Genomic DNA, 15,583 nt, shown 5'->3' on the forward strand with positions numbered 1-15,583 from the left:
TTGTTATTGGGGTTTTGCAGGTGGCGGCCATGGTGCGGGGCGTTGCGGGGGCGGTTCAATCGGGGGCGGGCGGGTTGTGGGCGATGATCGAACGCAAGTTGCCGGGCCTCCCTTTGCCAAGGAGGCGCCGGTTCAATAGCTCAGAGGAAGTGGAACAGGCTCGTCCACGGGATTTCAGGCAAGTACCGCTGGCATAGCAGGGTGGCCGCTACCATCACGGCCAGGAAAGCCACCTGCAGCGGACTCCAGTGCGCCCAATGCAAGCCGCTGACCCAAGGGTAAAAGTGCTCGACATGCTCATTCACTTTGCCGATACGCCTGCTGTGGAACAGGTGGATGCCGATCATCCCCGAGTACGTCAGCATGCCCATTACGCCCAGCAGCAAGCCGAACATCAGCAGCATGCCCACTTGAGGAATGCCGTGGCGCAGCACCAACCAGTGTTGATGGGGGTTGAACCGTGACGGCAGCAAGCGCTTGCTGAGCCACAGGTCCTGGACGATCAGTTGTGATGTCAGGACCGCCCATAACTGAGTGCCACGGATGCCGATAATGGCAGGCACAAAGGTCAGTATCACCACAATGACGGCGTCGCTGAGCCTATCCATTTTTGTATGGGGGTAAACGGCCAAGGCGGCTGCCAGCGCCAGGCCGGCCCATACCCGTATCCAACTGTAATGGGATACCGGCCTGGGGAGGAACGCTCGCCAAAAAAACACATTGGCCTGGGGGAGCCGTTCAACCAACTGTGGGTAGCGCCAGGCCAGGATTTCGGCCAGATGCTGACAGGCGTTCCAGGCATTGCTGTCGAAGCGTTCCGTCATCTGTTTTTGTTGTGTCGCTGACATTGGCGTGAGCAGCAGGCGCGCTGCCAGGGCGTCGGCCGATTGCCATGTGTTGTCCTGGGCCTTGGCTTGCAGGTTGGCGTAGAAGCTTTCCTGTTCACAGCGCGACACCAATTGGCGCCACATCCACGCCGGTTCCGGGTACACGCCCTTCTGGTCGTCCCAGCCGAATGCCTGGCATACCCTTTCGAACAGCGGCACGCTCCACTGGGTGTCGTGGAGTAGGTTCAGCACGATGCGCTGCCACTGCTGCTGCAGGTCGAATACGCGCAGCCAGGGCTGGTTGTTGTACTGCGTGAGCTGGGTGATGAACTCGCGCTCGGCCTTACGCTCCAGCAGTTCTTGCAAGGTGCGACGGTAGTCTTGCAGCAGCTCACCGCTCAGCGCGTCGGATTGCCAAGGCGTCATGGCCACTTTCTGCCACGGGGTCAGCCAGTCCAGATGTTGCACCGCCCAGTTGGCGATCGCGCCGCGTTCTCCAGGGGACTCGAAACAATGACGCAGCAGGCCGGCCTGGAATGCGTCGGTGCAACGTTGCTGTGAGGCCAGAGCCCAGCGTTCACGCAGGTTGTGTGCATTGAGACCCTCGAGCAGTGCTCGGGCCGGGTCAGATAGGGGCGCTTCGAGCGGGGCAGGGCTGAGGGGGCGAATGTCCATCAGCTCGGCCAAATCGCTGAGGTTGCCGTAGGAGGGTTGGGCCTGCGGCACCTCCAGGCATTCTTCCTCCTCGTGTTCGGCTCGCCAGCGCGTCTCGCTTAACGCTTGCTCGTAGGCTTCGCGCAGGCGCTGGAAACCTGCGGCGTCGTCATCCGGGCGGCAGCTTTTGAGCAGTCGCGCATACTGGCGTTTGATGCTCCGCTCGTCGGCGCCTTCCGGCACCTGCAGTACGCTCCAGCAATCCATGTCGTGCTCCCTCAGCGCCAGAACCCGTTGTCCAACTGTTCCAATTGGCGGGTCAGTTCGCTGCGCGCATCGCGGATACGGCGTTCGTCCTGGGTGTCGAGCACTTGCTGGAACTGCGCGGCCCAATGACCCAGTTGCTCGCGCAGTTCGCCGAGGTTTTCTTTGTAGAGCCGCTCAAGGCGCGCAGTCAGCACGGTGTTGACCTGCTGGTCGCGCGGGTGGACCTTCAACTGCGCCAGGGCTTGCAGGCGTTGCTGGATTTCCTGCGGGCTGAGCACGCCGGGGTTGTTCTCGATCACCAATGAGTGCTGCTCGCCGGTCAGCGGGATGCTCACCTGAGCTTCCAGCAGGCCGTTGTTGTCGTAGGTGAAGCGCACGTCCAGCGAGACTTCACCGGCCTTGCGCTTGGGCACGGCGATATCCAGTTGGCCCAGTTCGATGTTGTCTTTGACCAGGCGGCTTTCGCCTTGGTAAATCTTCAGCAGCACCTGGCTCTGGTTGTCGTGCAGGGTCACCACGCTTTTGACCCGACTCACCGGCACGCTGCTGTTGCGTTCGATCAACGGCAGGTAATGGCCGCTTTCGATATGGCCGCCGTATTGGTTCGAGGTTTCGATGCCCAGGGTGTAGGGGCACACGTCGGTCAGCACCACTTCTTCCAACGCAGCGGAGCGCGCCTTGAGCGCGGCCTGGATCGCGGCGCCGTGGGCGACCACCTGGTCGGGGTCGAGGCTGATCGACGGGAAGCGCCCGAACAAGCCGGCGGCGAGTTTGCGCACCAGTGGCATGCGCGTGGTGCCGCCCACCAGCAGGATTTCATCAAGGTCGCCGACGCGAATCCGCGCATCGCGCAGGGCCCGTTCGATCGGCGCGCGCAGGCGTTCCAGCAGTGGTGTGTAGAGCTTGGCCAGTGCCTGCTGAGTGATGGTCTGCACCCATTGCTGACCATCGATGCGCAAGGCGAACTCGGCGCTGTCGTCCTGGCCCAAGGCTTTGCGCACGCGCTCGGCCTCGCGGCGCAGGGCATGCAGCACGCTGTGGGTGGGCGGGAAACCGGCGGCGTTGCGCTGGCTGTCGACGAAGTGTTCCAGCAGCAACGTGTCGAAGTCTTCGCCACCGAGGAAGTTGTCGCCGGCACTGGCGCGCACTTCCATCACCCCGTCGAACAGTTCGATGATCGACACGTCAAAGGTGCCGCCGCCGAGGTCGAAGACCAGGAACGAGGTTTCCTTGTCGCGCTGATGCAGGCCGTAGGCGAGGGCGGCGGCGGTGGGTTCGTTGATCAGTTTTTCAACGTTGAGCCCCGCCAGCTCGCCGGCGATGCGCGTGGCTTTGCGCTGGCCATCGCTGAAGTAGGCGGGCACGCTGATCACCGCTTCGGTGACGGTATGACCGTAGGTGCGTTCGATGTCTTCCTTGAGGCTCTTGAGCACCAGCGCCGAGAGTTCCTCGGGGCGGAAGGAGCGATCACCCAGGCGTACTTCCGTGGCGCTGCCCATGTAGCGCTTGAACAACGACGTGGTCAGGTGCGGGTGGGTGTGCAGGCGCTCCTTGGCGGCCTGGCCGACCAGGACACGGCCTTGATCATCCAGCCCGACCACGCTAGGGGTCAGCAACTGGCCAAGGGCATTGGGCACCAGTTCGGCGGCGTCACCGCGCCAGACGGCTGCGAGACTGTTGGTGGTCCCCAAGTCGATTCCTACGATCATTACGACGAGCTCCCTCTGTGGTCTGTAAGAATCTGTGACCAATTTTACCCTGAAAAGTTGAAGCGAAAGCAAGGTGATAGGGCGTTTTGTGGTGAGCGGGCATAAAAAAACCGCCTCCTGTAAGGGAGGCGGTTTTTTGTTTATTGCGGCGTGATCAGAACAACTTCAACGCCGGCGCTTCTTCTTTCAACGGTTCGTTCTTGGCCGTCTGCTCGTTCCAGCCACCGCCGAGGGCCTTGTACAGGGTGACCTCGCTGGTCAGCTGCGCCAGGCGGTCGGTGATCAGCGATTGCTGGGCACTGAACAGCTGGCGTTGGGCGTCGAGGAAGGTCAGGTTGCTGTCGACACCAATGCGGTAGCGACGCTCTGCCAGGCGGTAGTAATCCTGGTTGGCCGCGACGAAACCACGCTGGGCATCCAGTTGCTGCTTGTAGGTCGCGCGCGCGGCGAGGCCGTCGGAGACTTCCTGGAAGCCGGTCTGGATGGCCTTCTCGTAGGTGGCCACGTTGATCTCTTTCTGGATCTTGGAGTAGTCCAGGCTGGCGCGCAGGCTACCGGCGTTGAAGATCGGGATGTTGATCTGTGGTGCGAACGACCAGGTGCCCGAACCGCCCTTGAACAGCCCACCCAGGGTCGGGCTGGCCGTGCCGGCGCTGGCCGTGAGGGTGATGCTCGGGAAGAACGCCGCACGGGCCGCGCCGATGTTGGCGTTGGCCGCCTTGAGGTTGTACTCGGCCTGCACGATGTCGGGACGACGTTGCAGCAGGTCCGACGGCAAGCCGGCCGGTACTTCGCTGAGCAGGTCATCCGACAGCGGCTGGCTGGCAAGATTTGCCGGCAGGCCGGTGCCCAGCAGCAGTGTCAGGTTGTTTTCGTCCTGGGCCACCTGGCGGGTGTAACGCGCCAGTTGCACGCGGGCGTTTTCCACCGACGTACGGGCCTGGCTCAGGTCGAGGGCCGAGGCCACGCCGACTTCGTTGCTGCGCGAGGTCAGCTTGAAGCTCTGCTCGAACGCGCCCAGGGTGTCCTGGGTGAGCTTGAGCAGTTCCTTGTCGGCCTGCCAGGTCAGGTAGGCGTTGGCCACACTGGCGACCAGGCTGATCTGGGTGCTGCGGCGCGCTTCTTCAGTGGCGAAGTATTTCTGCAGCGCTTCTTCACTCAGGCTGCGTACGCGGCCGAACAGGTCCAGTTCGTAGGAACTGATCCCCAGGCCGGCCGAGTATTGGCTGGCGATGGTCGCTTCACCGGTCTGCGACAGCTTGGCCGGCGTACGCGAACGGCTGCCGCTGCCCGTGGCCGAGATGGCCGGGAACAGGTCGGCGCGCTGGATCTGGTACTGCGCGGCATAGGCGTCGATGTTCAGGGCCGCAACGCGCAGGTCACGGTTGTTTTCCAGCGCAGTCTTGATCAACTGTTGCAGGGCAGGGTCATGGAAGAACTGCTTCCAGCCCTGCTCGGCAGCGGCCTGGTTCGGCGCCTGGGCTGGCGAATACGCCGGCCCCTGCGGGAACTGTGCCGCTACCGGCGCGTCAGGGCGCTGGTAGTCAGGTATCAGCGAGCAGCCACTGAGCACGAAGGCGGTGACGGCTAGGGAAAGTAGCGACTTGCTCATTGGCCAGCCTCTTTAGGAGTTTGCTTAGGTTCAGTCTGTTTACGCTCGCCCGCGGCGGACACGGTTGCAAAGAACAGCGGCACCCAGAAGATCGCCAGGACCGTGGCCGTGATCATACCGCCAATCACACCGGTACCGATGGCGTGCTGGCTGCCTGAGCCGGCGCCCGAGGAGATCGCCAGCGGCAGTACGCCGAGGACGAACGCCATGGAGGTCATGATGATCGGGCGCAGACGCATGCGGGAAGCCTCGATGGCCGACTCGACAATGCCCTTGCCTTGTTCATGCAGCTCTTTGGCGAACTCGACGATCAGGATGGCGTTTTTCGCCGCCAGGCCCACCGTCACCAACAAGCCCACCTGGAAGAACACGTCGTTGGACAAGCCGCGCATGCTGGTTGCGATCAGCGCACCCACCACACCCAACGGCACCACCAGGACGACTGCAATCGGGATCGACCAGCTTTCGTACAGGGCCGCGAGGCACAGGAACACCACCAGCAGCGACAAGGCGTACAACGCAGGTGCCTGGGAGCCGGACAGACGTTCTTCGTACGACAGGCCCGTCCAGGCATAACCCACGCCCGCCGGCAGTTGCTTGGCGATGCGTTCGACTTCGGCCATCGCGTCACCGGTGCTGTAGCCCGGCGCCGGGGTACCAAGGATTTCCATCGCGGCTACACCGTTGTAGCGCGAGAGTTTCGGCGAACCGAAGATCCACTTGCCCGAGGAAATGGCCGACAACGGCACCATCTTCCCGGAGTCGCTGCGCACGAACCACTTGTTCAGGTCTTCAGGGGACATACGGCCAGCGGCCTCGCCCTGCACGTACACCTTCTTCACGCGACCACGGTCGATGAAGTCGTTGACGTAGCTGCCACCCAGGGCAATCGCCAGGGTCTGGTTGATGCTCGACAGCGTAATGCCTTGGGCGCTGGCCTTCTCGTCGTCGACGGTGAGCTCGTACTGCGGCTCATCGTTCACGCCGTTGGGGCGCACACCGGCCAGGATCTTGCTCTGGGCGGCCATGCCGAGGAACTGGTTACGCGCTTCCATCAGTTTTTCGTGGCCGACACCGCCCTGGTCTTGCAGGAACACGTCGAAACCGGTCGCGTTACCCAACTCCAGAACCGAAGGCGGCACGATGGCAAAGACCATCGCGTCCTTGAAGGCCCCGAAGAAGTAACCCTGGGCACGCTTGGCCACTTCGAATACCGACTGCGAAGCGTCGCGTTCATCCCACGGCTTGAGCATTACGAACGCAAGGCCCGAGCTCTGGCCACGGCCGGCGAAGTTGAAGCCGTTGACGGTAAATACCGATTTCACGGCCTTGCCTTCGCCTGGCTCGCCTTCCTTGTCGTTGAGCAGGAAGGCACGCATGTCGTCGATGACTTTTTGCGTACGTTCAGCGGACGAACCGACCGGTGTCTGCACCTGGGCAAAGATCACACCCTGGTCTTCCTCGGGCAGGAACGCGCTTGGAATGCGGGTGAACAGCCAGATCATGCCGACGACGATGATCAGGTACACAAAGAACGCTGGGAATTTGTGCTTGATCATGTTGCCCACGCCGCGCTCGTAGCTGATGACGCCACGGTCGAAGGTGCGGTTGAACCAGCCGAAGAAACCACGCTTGGGTTGGCCGTGCTTCTCAGGATCGATCGGCTTGAGCATGGTGGCGCAGAGCGCCGGGGTGAAGATCAGGGCAACCAGTACCGACAACGCCATGGCCGAAACGATGGTGATGGAGAACTGTTTGTAGATCACACCGGTGGAACCACCGAAGAACGCCATCGGCAGCAGTACCGCCGACAGCACCAGGGCAATACCTACCAGGGCGCCCTGGATCTGGCCCATGGACTTGACCGTCGCTTCTTTCGGCGACAGGTGTTCCTCGGCCATGACCCGCTCGACGTTTTCCACCACGACGATGGCATCGTCCACCAGCAAGCCGATGGCCAGGATCATGCCGAACATGGTCAGGGTGTTGATGGTGAAGCCGAACGCCGCCAGGATCCCGAAGGTGCCCAGCAATACCACCGGTACAGTCATGGTGGTGATGATGGTGGCGCGGAAGTTCTGCAGGAACAGGAACATCACCAGGAACACCAGCACGATCGCTTCGACCAGGGTGTGCACCACACCGGAGATCGATTCGGTCACCACAGGCGTGGTGTCATACGGCACCACCGCCTTCATGCCTGGCGGGAAGAACGGTTCCAGGGACGCCACGGTGGCGCGGATGGCCTTGGCGGTATCCAGCGCGTTGGCGCCGGATGCCAGCTTGATCGCCATACCGGACGCTGGCTTGCCGTTGAACTGTGCACTGATGCTGTAGTTCTGGCCGCCCAGTTCGATACGCGCGATGTCACGCAAACGCACCTGCGAGCCGTCGGCGTTGACCTTCATCAAGATCTTGCCGAACTCTTCTGCGGTTTGCAGGCGGGTCTTGCCGATGATGGTCGCGTTCAGTTGAGTGCCGGGCAGGGCAGGCAGGCCGCCCAGTTGGCCGGTGGCCACCTGTACGTTCTGTGCCGAGATGGCGCTGCTGACGTCGACCGGGGTCAACTGGTAGTTGTTCAGCTTGCCCGGGTCCAGCCAGATACGCATGGCGTACTGCGAACCGAACACCTGGAAGTCACCCACACCTGCGGTACGCGAGATCGGGTCCTGGATGTTGGACACGATGTAGTTGGAGAGGTCGTCCTTGGTCATGCTGCCGTCTTCCGACACCAGACCGATCACCATCAGGAAGTTCTTCACCGACTTGGTCACGCGGATACCCTGCTGCTGCACTTCTTGCGGCAGCAGTGGGGTCGCCAGGTTCAGCTTGTTCTGCACCTGGACCTGGGCGATGTCCGGGTTGGTACCCTGGTTGAACGTCGCGGTGATGGTCATGCTGCCGTCGGAGTTACTGTCCGAGGCGACATAGCGCAGGTTGTCGATACCGTTGAGCTGTTGCTCGATGACCTGCACCACGGTGTCCTGCACGGTTTGTGCGGACGCGCCTGGGTAGGTTACCTGGATGTCAATGGCGGTTGGCGCGATGGCCGGGTATTGGTTGATGGGCAACTTCAGGATCGACAGTGCCCCGACCAGCATGATCACCAGGGCAATTACCCAGGCGAAAATGGGACGGTCGATAAAAAATTTCGACATGGGTTACTCCCCCTGGCCAGGCGCGGCAGCAGGAGCAGCGGCGGAACCGGCGGGCTTGGCGTTGTCAGCGTCCTTGACCTTGACTTCGATGCCCGGCTTGATGAATTGCAGGCCTTCGGTGATCACGCGGTCACCGGCGTTCAGGCCTTTTTCCACCAGCCAGTAGGCGCCGTCGGTACGGTTGGCCACCAAGGTGCGTTGCTCGACCTTGTTGTCCTTGTTCACCACCAGCGCGGTCGGGATGCCCTTGATGTCGCGGGTCACGCCTTGCTGAGGTGCCAGGATGGCCTTGCTGTTCACGCCGGCTTGCAACTGGGCGTGGACAAACATGCCCGGCAGCAGGGTGTGGTCAGGGTTGGGGAACACGGCGCGCAGGGTCACGGAACCGGTGGTCTGGTCCACCGAAACTTCGGAGAACTCCAGCTTACCGTCCTGGCCGTAGTCGCTGCCGTCTTCCAGGGTCAATTTGACCTTGGCGGCGTTGGCGCCGGCTTTTTCCAGCTGACCGCTTTCCAGGTCGCGGCGCAGTTTCAGCATTTCGGCGGAAGACTGCGTGACGTCGACGTAGATCGGGTCCAATTGCTGGATCACGGCCATGGCATCGGTCTGGCCATTGCTGACCAGCGCGCCTTCGGTGACGGCAGAACGGCCGATACGCCCGGAAATCGGCGCGTACACCTTGGTGTAGCGCACGTTGATCTGGGCGGTTTGAACGTTTGCTTCGGCAGTCATGCGGTTGGCGACGGCGGTGTCGTATTCCTGACGGCTGACGGCTTGTTCATCGACCAACTGCTTGTAGCGGTCGGTGATCGACTTGGTCTGGGTCAGCGTCGCTTGTGCGCTTTTCAGGGTGGCCTCATAGACCGACGGGTCGATCTGATACAGCTGCTGGCCTTCCTTCACATCGGCGCCTTCTTTGTACAGGCGCTTGAGGATGATGCCGTTGACCTGAGGGCGAACTTCCGCAATGCGGTAGGCGGTGGTGCGGCCTGGCAGCTCGGACGTCAAGGTATAGGCTTGCGGTTGAATGGTGACCACGCCGACCTGAGGGGTTTGAGCGGGCGGAGCCGCTTCTTCCTTTTTACATCCGCTGAGCAGCGATGCCAGGGCGACGGCAGTGACCAGAGCGGTAACAGCTGGCTTAAGTTGCATGAAGATCCTCGGGTCAGGCGCGCAGGGTGCGCACAAGAAGGGTGGAAGGGTAAAAAACAAGCCGTGAGTGGATAAGTAGCTTGCTACGCAATATACTTACGTTCATGGTTGTTTGTAAACTCTTGACAGGTTTCGCGGAATGTTGACAAAGCAACGCCACGAGCCTCGATTTCATTACGTTCGGCACCCATGACGGTGTCGTCCCACAAATATTTTGATAATCGTTTACGCCTATTAACATTGCGTTAACGATAGTCTCAAGTGTCCTGATTGAGGTTCTACTGCCATGGTTCGTCGCACCAAAGAGGAAGCTCAGGAAACGCGCAGCCAAATTCTTCAAGCCGCCGAACAAGCCTTTTACGACCGGGGCGTTGCGCGCACCACGCTGGCTGATATCGCCGCGTTGGCCGGCGTGACGCGAGGCGCCATTTACTGGCACTTCAGCAATAAGTCCGACCTGTTGCAGGCGCTGCTCGACACCCTGCATGAGCCGCTGGATGAATTGGCCAGGGCCAGCGAAAGCGAGGACGAACTCGACCCGCTGGGCTGTATGCGCAAGCTGCTGATTCATCTGTTCCATCAAGTGGCCCTGGACCCGAAAACCCGGCGCATCAATGAGATCTTGTTTCATAAGTGCGAATTCACCGATGAAATGTGCGACATGCGCCGCCAGCGCCAGACCCACAGCCTGGAATGCAACCTGCGCATTGGCCTGACACTGCGTAACGCGGTCCATCGCGGGCAACTGCCGGAAAACCTCGACACCACCCGTGGCGCGGTGTGCATTCACGCCTACATCAACGGGTTGATTGGCCAATGGCTGTTGGTACCCGACAGCTTCCAGTTACACCAGGAAGCCGAGCGCTGGGTGGATGCCGGGTTGGACATGCTGCGTCTGAGTCCCAGCCTGCGCAATTGAAACAAAATGCGTAATTGCATCAGGTTGTGTCAACAGTAAAGCCTAAGGACCGTCAATCGTCCTTCTGCCTGATTGTTGGGGTGACTTTATATACGGGCGGGCAGGCGGTTGATAGGTAGCCGCCTAAGTATTTTGTAGGGATTTTGTTGCGGATCTGTGAAGCGATGTAGCCTGCGCTTGCGCACACGCAAAAATGTGGGGGGGCAAGCCCCCTCCCACAGTTGGTTTTGCGTGTTCGGGCGATTACAGCGCCAGCGTCGGGTAGTCGATGTAACCCACCGGGCCCTTGCTATAGAAGGTGTCCGGGCGCGCGTCGTTCAGCGGCGCGTCGGCCTTCAGGCGCGCAGGCAGGTCTGGGTTGGCAATGAACGGCACGCCCCAAGCCACCGCATCCGCTTTACCCTCGGCCAGCCACGCATTGGCGCTGTCCTTGGTGAAGCGCTCGTTAGCGATGTACACGCCGCCGAAGGCTTTCTTCAATTGCGGGCCAAGGCTGTCGGCGCCTTCCTTCTCACGTGAGCAGATAAACGCGATGCCGCGCTTGCCCAGCTCACTGGCGACGTAGGTGAAGGTTTGCGCCAAGTTGTCGTCGCCCATGTCGTGGGAGTCGGCACGCGGTGCCAAATGTACACCCACGCGGCCAGCGCCCCAGACCTCAATGGCGGCGTCGGTCACTTCCAGCAGCAGGCGCGCACGGTTTTCCAGGGAGCCGCCGTAGCTGTCGGTACGCTGGTTGGTGCTGCTTTGCAGGAACTGGTCGAGCAGGTAGCCGTTGGCGCCGTGGATTTCCACGCCGTCAAAACCTGCGGCCTTGGCGTTCTCGGCGCCGGTGCGGTAGGCGTCGACGATGTCGGCGATTTCAGCGGTTTCCAGGGCGCGTGGCGTCGGGTAGTCGGCCAGCGGGCGCACCAGGCTGACGTGGCCCTTGGGCTGGATCGCGCTCGGTGCCACCGGGGTTTCGCCGTTCAGGTACGACTCATGGGAGATACGACCCACATGCCACAGTTGCAGGAAAATCTTGCCGCCCGCGCCATGAATGGCCTTGGTCACGTTGGCCCAGCCGCGTACCTGGTCGTTGGACCAGATGCCCGGGGTGTCCGGGTAGCCCACGCCCAGCGGCGTCACCGAGGTGGCTTCGCTGAGGATCAGCCCGGCGGAGGCGCGTTGCACGTAGTACTCGGCCATCAGCGCGTTGGGCACGCGGCCGGCGTCGGCGCGGCAGCGGGTCAGCGGCGCCATGATGATGCGGTTCGACAGTTCCAGATCGCCCAGAGTGATCGGATCGAAAATAGTCGTCATGGGAAAACACCTTTCTCTTTGAAGTTGATCAGTTGGTCGCAGGGGCCAGGTCGGCATCGCCGCTCTGACGGAAAGTAATCAAGGTCACCACCAGCGCCAGGATCGCCAGGGCCGCTGCGGCCAGAGGCACGCGGGTCAGGCCGAAACCGTGGGCAATCACACTGCCGCCGACCCAGGCACCGAGGGCATTGCCGATGTTGAAGGCGCCGATGTTCAAGGTGGACACCAGGTTTGGCGCGGCCTTGCCGAAGGTCACCACGTTGATCTGCAGCGCCGGCACGGCGGCAAACGAAGCGGTGGCCCACAGGAACAGGGTGATTTCGGTCGGGATCAGCGCGACGCTGGTCCAGGTCAGCGCAGTGGACACCACCGCCATGCTGATAAACACACCGATCAAGGTCGCGGCCAGGCGTTTGTCCGCCAGCTTGCCGCCGATGATGTTGCCCACCGTGAGGCCCAGGCCGATCAGCAGCAGGGTCCAGGTCACGCCTTTGGGCGACACGCCGGTGACATCGCCGAGCAGCGGCGCCACATAGGTGAAGAGGGTGAACATGGACGCGGCGAACAGCGCGGTCATGCTCAGCGACAACCAGATCCCGGCGCCTTTGAGGGCGGCCAGCTCGGCGCGCATGTCGAGTTTTTCTTCGTCGCGCTTGGCCGGCAGGAAGCGGATCAGGCCGATCAACGCCACCACGCCAATCACCGTCACCGCCCAGAAGGTCGAGCGCCAGCCGGCTTCCTGGCCCAGCGCAGTACCCAGCGGTACACCGAGCACGTTGGCCAGGGTCAGGCCGGTGAACATCAAGGCCACAGCCGATGCACGTTTGTTGGCGGGCACCAGGTTGGCCGCAACCACCGAGCCGATCCCGAAGAACGCGCCGTGGCACAGCGCGGTGATTACACGGGTTGTAGTCACTGGCCAGGGCGCAGAGCAGGTTGCCGATAATGAAGATGCCCATCAACGCTACCAGGGCGGCCTTGCGTGGCAGCTTGGCGGTGGCCAATGCCATGAAGGGGGCACCGATGGCCACGCCCAGGGCGTAGCCGGTGACCAGCCAGCCGGCGCCGGGGATCGACACGCCGAGGTCTGCCGCCACATCGGGCAACAGGCCCATGATGACGAACTCGGTGGTGCCGATGGCGAAGGCGCTCAGGGCCAGTATGAGTAGCGAGAGGGGCATTATCGTTTCCTTGTTACAGCGCTGCGTTGTCGTCAGCGCTGAGTTCTGTGGTGAGCGCCGCGAGGAAGCTTTGGATCACCTCCTCATTACGCTTGAAAAAATGCCACTGCCCGGCCTTCTGGCTGCTGATCAAACCCGCCCGTTGCAAGGTGGCCAGGTGCGCCGACACCGTCGACTGGGACAAGCCGCAGCGTTGGTCGATCTGCCCGGCACAGATGCCGTATTCGTGGTTGTGCAGTTGCTCGGGGAATTGCACTTTCGGGTCTTTCAGCCAGGTGAGGATGTCTCGTCGTACTGGGTGCGCCAGGGCTTTTATTATTTCGTCGAGGTCGATGGACATGGCAGGTGCTCGGTGTCGTAAAGCGTTATATCGCGATGAGGCGAACCTTAAATCGTTATATCCCGATATACCAATATGATTTTGCTCTGAGATCAGGCCAAATCGGTATATCGGGTTATAACGATACGTTGGCGGCAGTGCTAGACTGCGCGCCATGAATTATCTCGCACATCTGCACCTGGGCGGCCAACTTCCTGCGCAACTGCTGGGCAGCCTCTATGGCGATTTCGTCAAAGGTCGCCTGCAAGGGCAGTTCAGCCCGCAAATCGAGTCGGCGATTCAGTTGCATCGCTCGATTGACCGCTTTACCGACAGCCACCCGTTGGTGGGGCAGGCGTTGTCGCGCTTTCGCCTCACGCGTCGGCGCTACGCGGGGATCGTCCTCGATGTGTTTTTTGATCACTGCCTGGCGCGGGACTGGGCGCTGTATGCCGACCAGCCGCTGGAGCACTTCACCTCTCAGGTGTACCGCGTGCTGGCGGCCGAACCGCAGTTGCCCGGGCGACTGGCGCAGATTGCGCCGTATATGGCGGCGGATGATTGGTTGGGTTCGTACCGTGAGTTTGCGGTGATGGAGCAGGTGTTGCGGGGGATTTCGCGGCGGCTGACGCAGCCGGAGGAATTGGGGTTTGCGATGCAGGAGTTGCGTGAGTTGTATGAGCCGTTGAGTGAAGACTTCCGGGTCTTCTACCCCGAACTGCAAGCCTTCGCGCATAACCACCTGACAACACAAAGCTAAATGTGGGAGGGAGCAAGCCCCCTCCCACATTTGAACTGTGTTCACATCTCAGGCTGCAAAAGCCGGTCGAGCATGCACTTGTTCGGTCTCCGGCAACGGCCCAAACAGCGCCTTCTGCACCGCCTGCTGCGCCTGATACGCCAGCGCCGCGCGTTCCTGCCCGGCGCAGGCAATCGGCTTGAGCACGTGGATTTCCACATCACCCTGGTCATTGCCGAACAAACGCATCAGGTGCGAGAGCAAATCATCATCGCCAATAAACGGTGCCAGCGGGTCCACTTGCCCATCGCGCAGGTAACGAATCGCCACCGGTTGCAGCGCCACATCCGCATCGATCGCGCTGGCCAGCAAACGCCCGTGGAAGGTGCGCAGGCTGCGCCCATCGGTGGTGGTGCCTTCGGGGAACATCAGCAGCGGATGCTGTTGCTCCAGATGCCGGGTCATCTGCTTGCGGATCAACTGGCTGTCACCCGAGCCGCGACGGATAAACAGGCTACCCGCTTTGGCCGCCAACCAACCGGCCACCGGCCAGGTGCGCACTTCGGCCTTGGACAAAAACGACATCGGCGCCACCGCGCCCAGCAGCGGAATGTCAGTCCAGGACACGTGATTGCTCACCCACAGCATCGGCTGCGTCGGCAGCTCACCGTGCACCGTCACGCGAAAGGGCAGGGCGTTGGTCAGCCGCGCCATAAAAAACCGCGACCAGCGCTGGCGCCGCACCATAGAGTTGGCGACGCCCAGACGCTCGAACACGCCAAACACACTGGCCATGCTCAAGCCTAGCGCCACTACTACCAGCACGCGGGCAATGCGCCCGTACACGCGCAAACGGCTCATCACATGGCCGCCTTGAAATGGCGTGCATAACGCGGGCACAAATTATCGCGCTTGAGCAGGATGAACACGTCGGCCACCTGGAAATCCTCATCCCAGCACGGCTCGCCGCAGATCTTCGCACCCAGGCGCATATAGGCCTTGAGCAGCGGCGGCATTTCGGCGATCACGTTGGACGGCAGGTCCAGCGCCGGCAGCGGTTTTTTCGGTTCGGCGCGCAGGTGTTCGTTGCACAGGTAGCGTTCGCGCAGGCGCTGCATGATCGCGTGGGCCTGGATGCCGCCGTCGTGCATCGGGATGCTCGCGCAACCCATCAAATAGCTGTAGCCGCCCTGGTTGAGCACCTCGGCCAATTCGCCCCACAACACGGCGATGGTGCCACCGTTGCGGTAGGCCGGGTCGACGCAGGTGCGGCCGATTTCCAGGATCGGGCCTTGCAGGTGCAGCAAGCCATGCAGGCTGAATTCTTCTTCGCTGTAGAACCGGCCCAAGGTGCTGGCGGCCTGGTGGTCGAGCAAACGGGTGGTGGCGACGAGTCGTCCGCTGTTCAAATCCCGCACGCCGATGTGGCTGCAGTGAACATCATAGTCATCCATGTCCAGACCCAGTTCCGCGCCTTTCAGCTTGGCGTTGAACTCGCCGCTGAATACGTTGAACCGCAGGGCCTGGGCTTCCTGCAACGCCTGTGCGCCAACCAGGCGTTCGGCTTGCAGACGGCGTTCATTGCCGGTGTCGCTGATGCGGGCGATCTGAGTCATGGCGAGTCTCCGAGTGCCGGCCACGTTTCGGCCGGTCGACTTTGTTGTCCAAAGTCAGGCTATGTAGCCCCGGTGTCATCTCCATGAAGTTATGGTGACGCTTGGATGACAGGCCCTCTGTCGCCAATCTG

General features: G+C 61.7%; 11 protein-coding genes and 1 pseudogene. 2 read left to right on the plus strand and 10 right to left on the minus strand.

Annotated features, from left to right (window positions below; all coding sequences use genetic code 11):
• Window positions 1-140: 140 nt before the first annotated feature.
• The 5 genes from PspS35_RS07350 to PspS35_RS07370 form a co-directional block, all read right to left on the minus strand.
• A complete protein-coding gene (locus PspS35_RS07350; RefSeq protein WP_159933359.1) occupies window positions 141-1,748 on the minus strand; it encodes a J domain-containing protein in 1,608 nt (535 codons plus the stop codon).
• An 11-nt stretch (window positions 1,749-1,759) separates the two neighbouring features.
• Window positions 1,760-3,457, minus strand: a complete 1,698-nt coding sequence (locus tag PspS35_RS07355; protein WP_159933360.1) for a molecular chaperone HscC — start codon at window positions 3,455-3,457, stop codon at window positions 1,760-1,762.
• Window positions 3,458-3,611: 154 nt separating this feature from the next.
• Window positions 3,612-5,069, minus strand: a complete 1,458-nt coding sequence (gene adeC, locus PspS35_RS07360; protein WP_159933361.1) for an AdeC/AdeK/OprM family multidrug efflux complex outer membrane factor — start codon at window positions 5,067-5,069, stop codon at window positions 3,612-3,614.
• Entirely contained in the window at window positions 5,066-8,227 is a 3,162-nt protein-coding gene (locus PspS35_RS07365) for an efflux RND transporter permease subunit (protein WP_159933362.1), read from the minus strand. Before PspS35_RS07365 ends, adeC begins: the two co-directional genes overlap by 4 nt.
• A gap of 3 nt (window positions 8,228-8,230) precedes the next feature.
• Window positions 8,231-9,379: an efflux RND transporter periplasmic adaptor subunit gene (locus PspS35_RS07370; protein ID WP_122308473.1), complete on the minus strand. Its 1,149-nt coding sequence runs from the start codon at window positions 9,377-9,379 to the stop codon at window positions 8,231-8,233.
• A 286-nt stretch (window positions 9,380-9,665) separates the two neighbouring features.
• Here PspS35_RS07370 and PspS35_RS07375 point away from each other — a divergent pair, with 286 nt between their 5' ends.
• Window positions 9,666-10,298 carry a TetR family transcriptional regulator gene (locus tag PspS35_RS07375; RefSeq protein ID WP_099587559.1) on the plus strand — a complete coding sequence of 211 codons (633 nt, stop codon included), beginning with the start codon at window positions 9,666-9,668 and terminating at the stop codon, window positions 10,296-10,298.
• 243 nt (window positions 10,299-10,541) lie between these two features.
• Here PspS35_RS07375 and PspS35_RS07380 read toward each other — a convergent pair whose 3' ends face one another.
• From PspS35_RS07380 to PspS35_RS07390, 3 genes and pseudogenes are all read right to left on the minus strand, one after another.
• The gene (locus PspS35_RS07380) at window positions 10,542-11,597 is read right to left on the minus strand and encodes an alkene reductase (protein ID WP_159933363.1); all 1,056 of its coding nucleotides are present in this window, start codon (window positions 11,595-11,597) and stop codon (window positions 10,542-10,544) included.
• A gap of 28 nt (window positions 11,598-11,625) precedes the next feature.
• Window positions 11,626-12,778, minus strand: a pseudogene (locus PspS35_RS07385) (MFS transporter).
• Between the two features lie 13 nt (window positions 12,779-12,791).
• Window positions 12,792-13,118 (minus strand): metalloregulator ArsR/SmtB family transcription factor, encoded by a 327-nt coding sequence (locus PspS35_RS07390; RefSeq protein WP_159933364.1) that lies wholly within the window; start codon window positions 13,116-13,118, stop codon window positions 12,792-12,794.
• 154 nt (window positions 13,119-13,272) lie between these two features.
• Here PspS35_RS07390 and PspS35_RS07395 point away from each other — a divergent pair, with 154 nt between their 5' ends.
• Window positions 13,273-13,857 (plus strand): ACP phosphodiesterase, encoded by a 585-nt coding sequence (locus PspS35_RS07395; RefSeq protein ID WP_159933365.1) that lies wholly within the window; start codon window positions 13,273-13,275, stop codon window positions 13,855-13,857.
• Window positions 13,858-13,905: 48 nt separating this feature from the next.
• Here PspS35_RS07395 and PspS35_RS07400 read toward each other — a convergent pair whose 3' ends face one another.
• Together PspS35_RS07400 and olsB are read right to left on the minus strand one after the other, a co-directional pair.
• Window positions 13,906-14,697 (minus strand): lysophospholipid acyltransferase family protein, encoded by a 792-nt coding sequence (locus tag PspS35_RS07400; RefSeq protein ID WP_159933366.1) that lies wholly within the window; start codon window positions 14,695-14,697, stop codon window positions 13,906-13,908.
• The gene (gene olsB / locus PspS35_RS07405; protein WP_105698684.1) at window positions 14,697-15,452 is read right to left on the minus strand and encodes an L-ornithine N(alpha)-acyltransferase; all 756 of its coding nucleotides are present in this window, start codon (window positions 15,450-15,452) and stop codon (window positions 14,697-14,699) included. Before olsB ends, PspS35_RS07400 begins: the two co-directional genes overlap by 1 nt.
• Window positions 15,453-15,583 lie beyond the last annotated feature (131 nt).

It is taken from the genome of Pseudomonas sp. S35 (genome assembly GCF_009866765.1).
Classification (GTDB): domain Bacteria; phylum Pseudomonadota; class Gammaproteobacteria; order Pseudomonadales; family Pseudomonadaceae; genus Aquipseudomonas.

Excerpts from the sequence above, each read along its gene's own strand:
- PspS35_RS07375 (WP_099587559.1), top strand. The coding sequence starts at position 9,666 with ATGGTTCGTCGCACCAAAGAGGAAGCTCAGGAAACGCGCAGCCAAATT.
- PspS35_RS07355 (WP_159933360.1), bottom strand. The coding sequence starts at position 3,457 with ATGATCGTAGGAATCGACTTGGGGACCACCAACAGTCTCGCAGCCGTC.
- PspS35_RS07395 (WP_159933365.1), top strand. The coding sequence starts at position 13,273 with ATGAATTATCTCGCACATCTGCACCTGGGCGGCCAACTTCCTGCGCAA.
- adeC (WP_159933361.1), bottom strand. The coding sequence starts at position 5,069 with ATGAGCAAGTCGCTACTTTCCCTAGCCGTCACCGCCTTCGTGCTCAGT.
- PspS35_RS07390 (WP_159933364.1), bottom strand. The coding sequence starts at position 13,118 with ATGTCCATCGACCTCGACGAAATAATAAAAGCCCTGGCGCACCCAGTA.
- PspS35_RS07365 (WP_159933362.1), bottom strand. The coding sequence starts at position 8,227 with ATGTCGAAATTTTTTATCGACCGTCCCATTTTCGCCTGGGTAATTGCC.
- PspS35_RS07350 (WP_159933359.1), bottom strand. The coding sequence starts at position 1,748 with ATGGATTGCTGGAGCGTACTGCAGGTGCCGGAAGGCGCCGACGAGCGG.
- PspS35_RS07380 (WP_159933363.1), bottom strand. The coding sequence starts at position 11,597 with ATGACGACTATTTTCGATCCGATCACTCTGGGCGATCTGGAACTGTCG.
- olsB (WP_105698684.1), bottom strand. The coding sequence starts at position 15,452 with ATGACTCAGATCGCCCGCATCAGCGACACCGGCAATGAACGCCGTCTG.
- PspS35_RS07400 (WP_159933366.1), bottom strand. The coding sequence starts at position 14,697 with ATGAGCCGTTTGCGCGTGTACGGGCGCATTGCCCGCGTGCTGGTAGTA.
- PspS35_RS07370 (WP_122308473.1), bottom strand. The coding sequence starts at position 9,379 with ATGCAACTTAAGCCAGCTGTTACCGCTCTGGTCACTGCCGTCGCCCTG.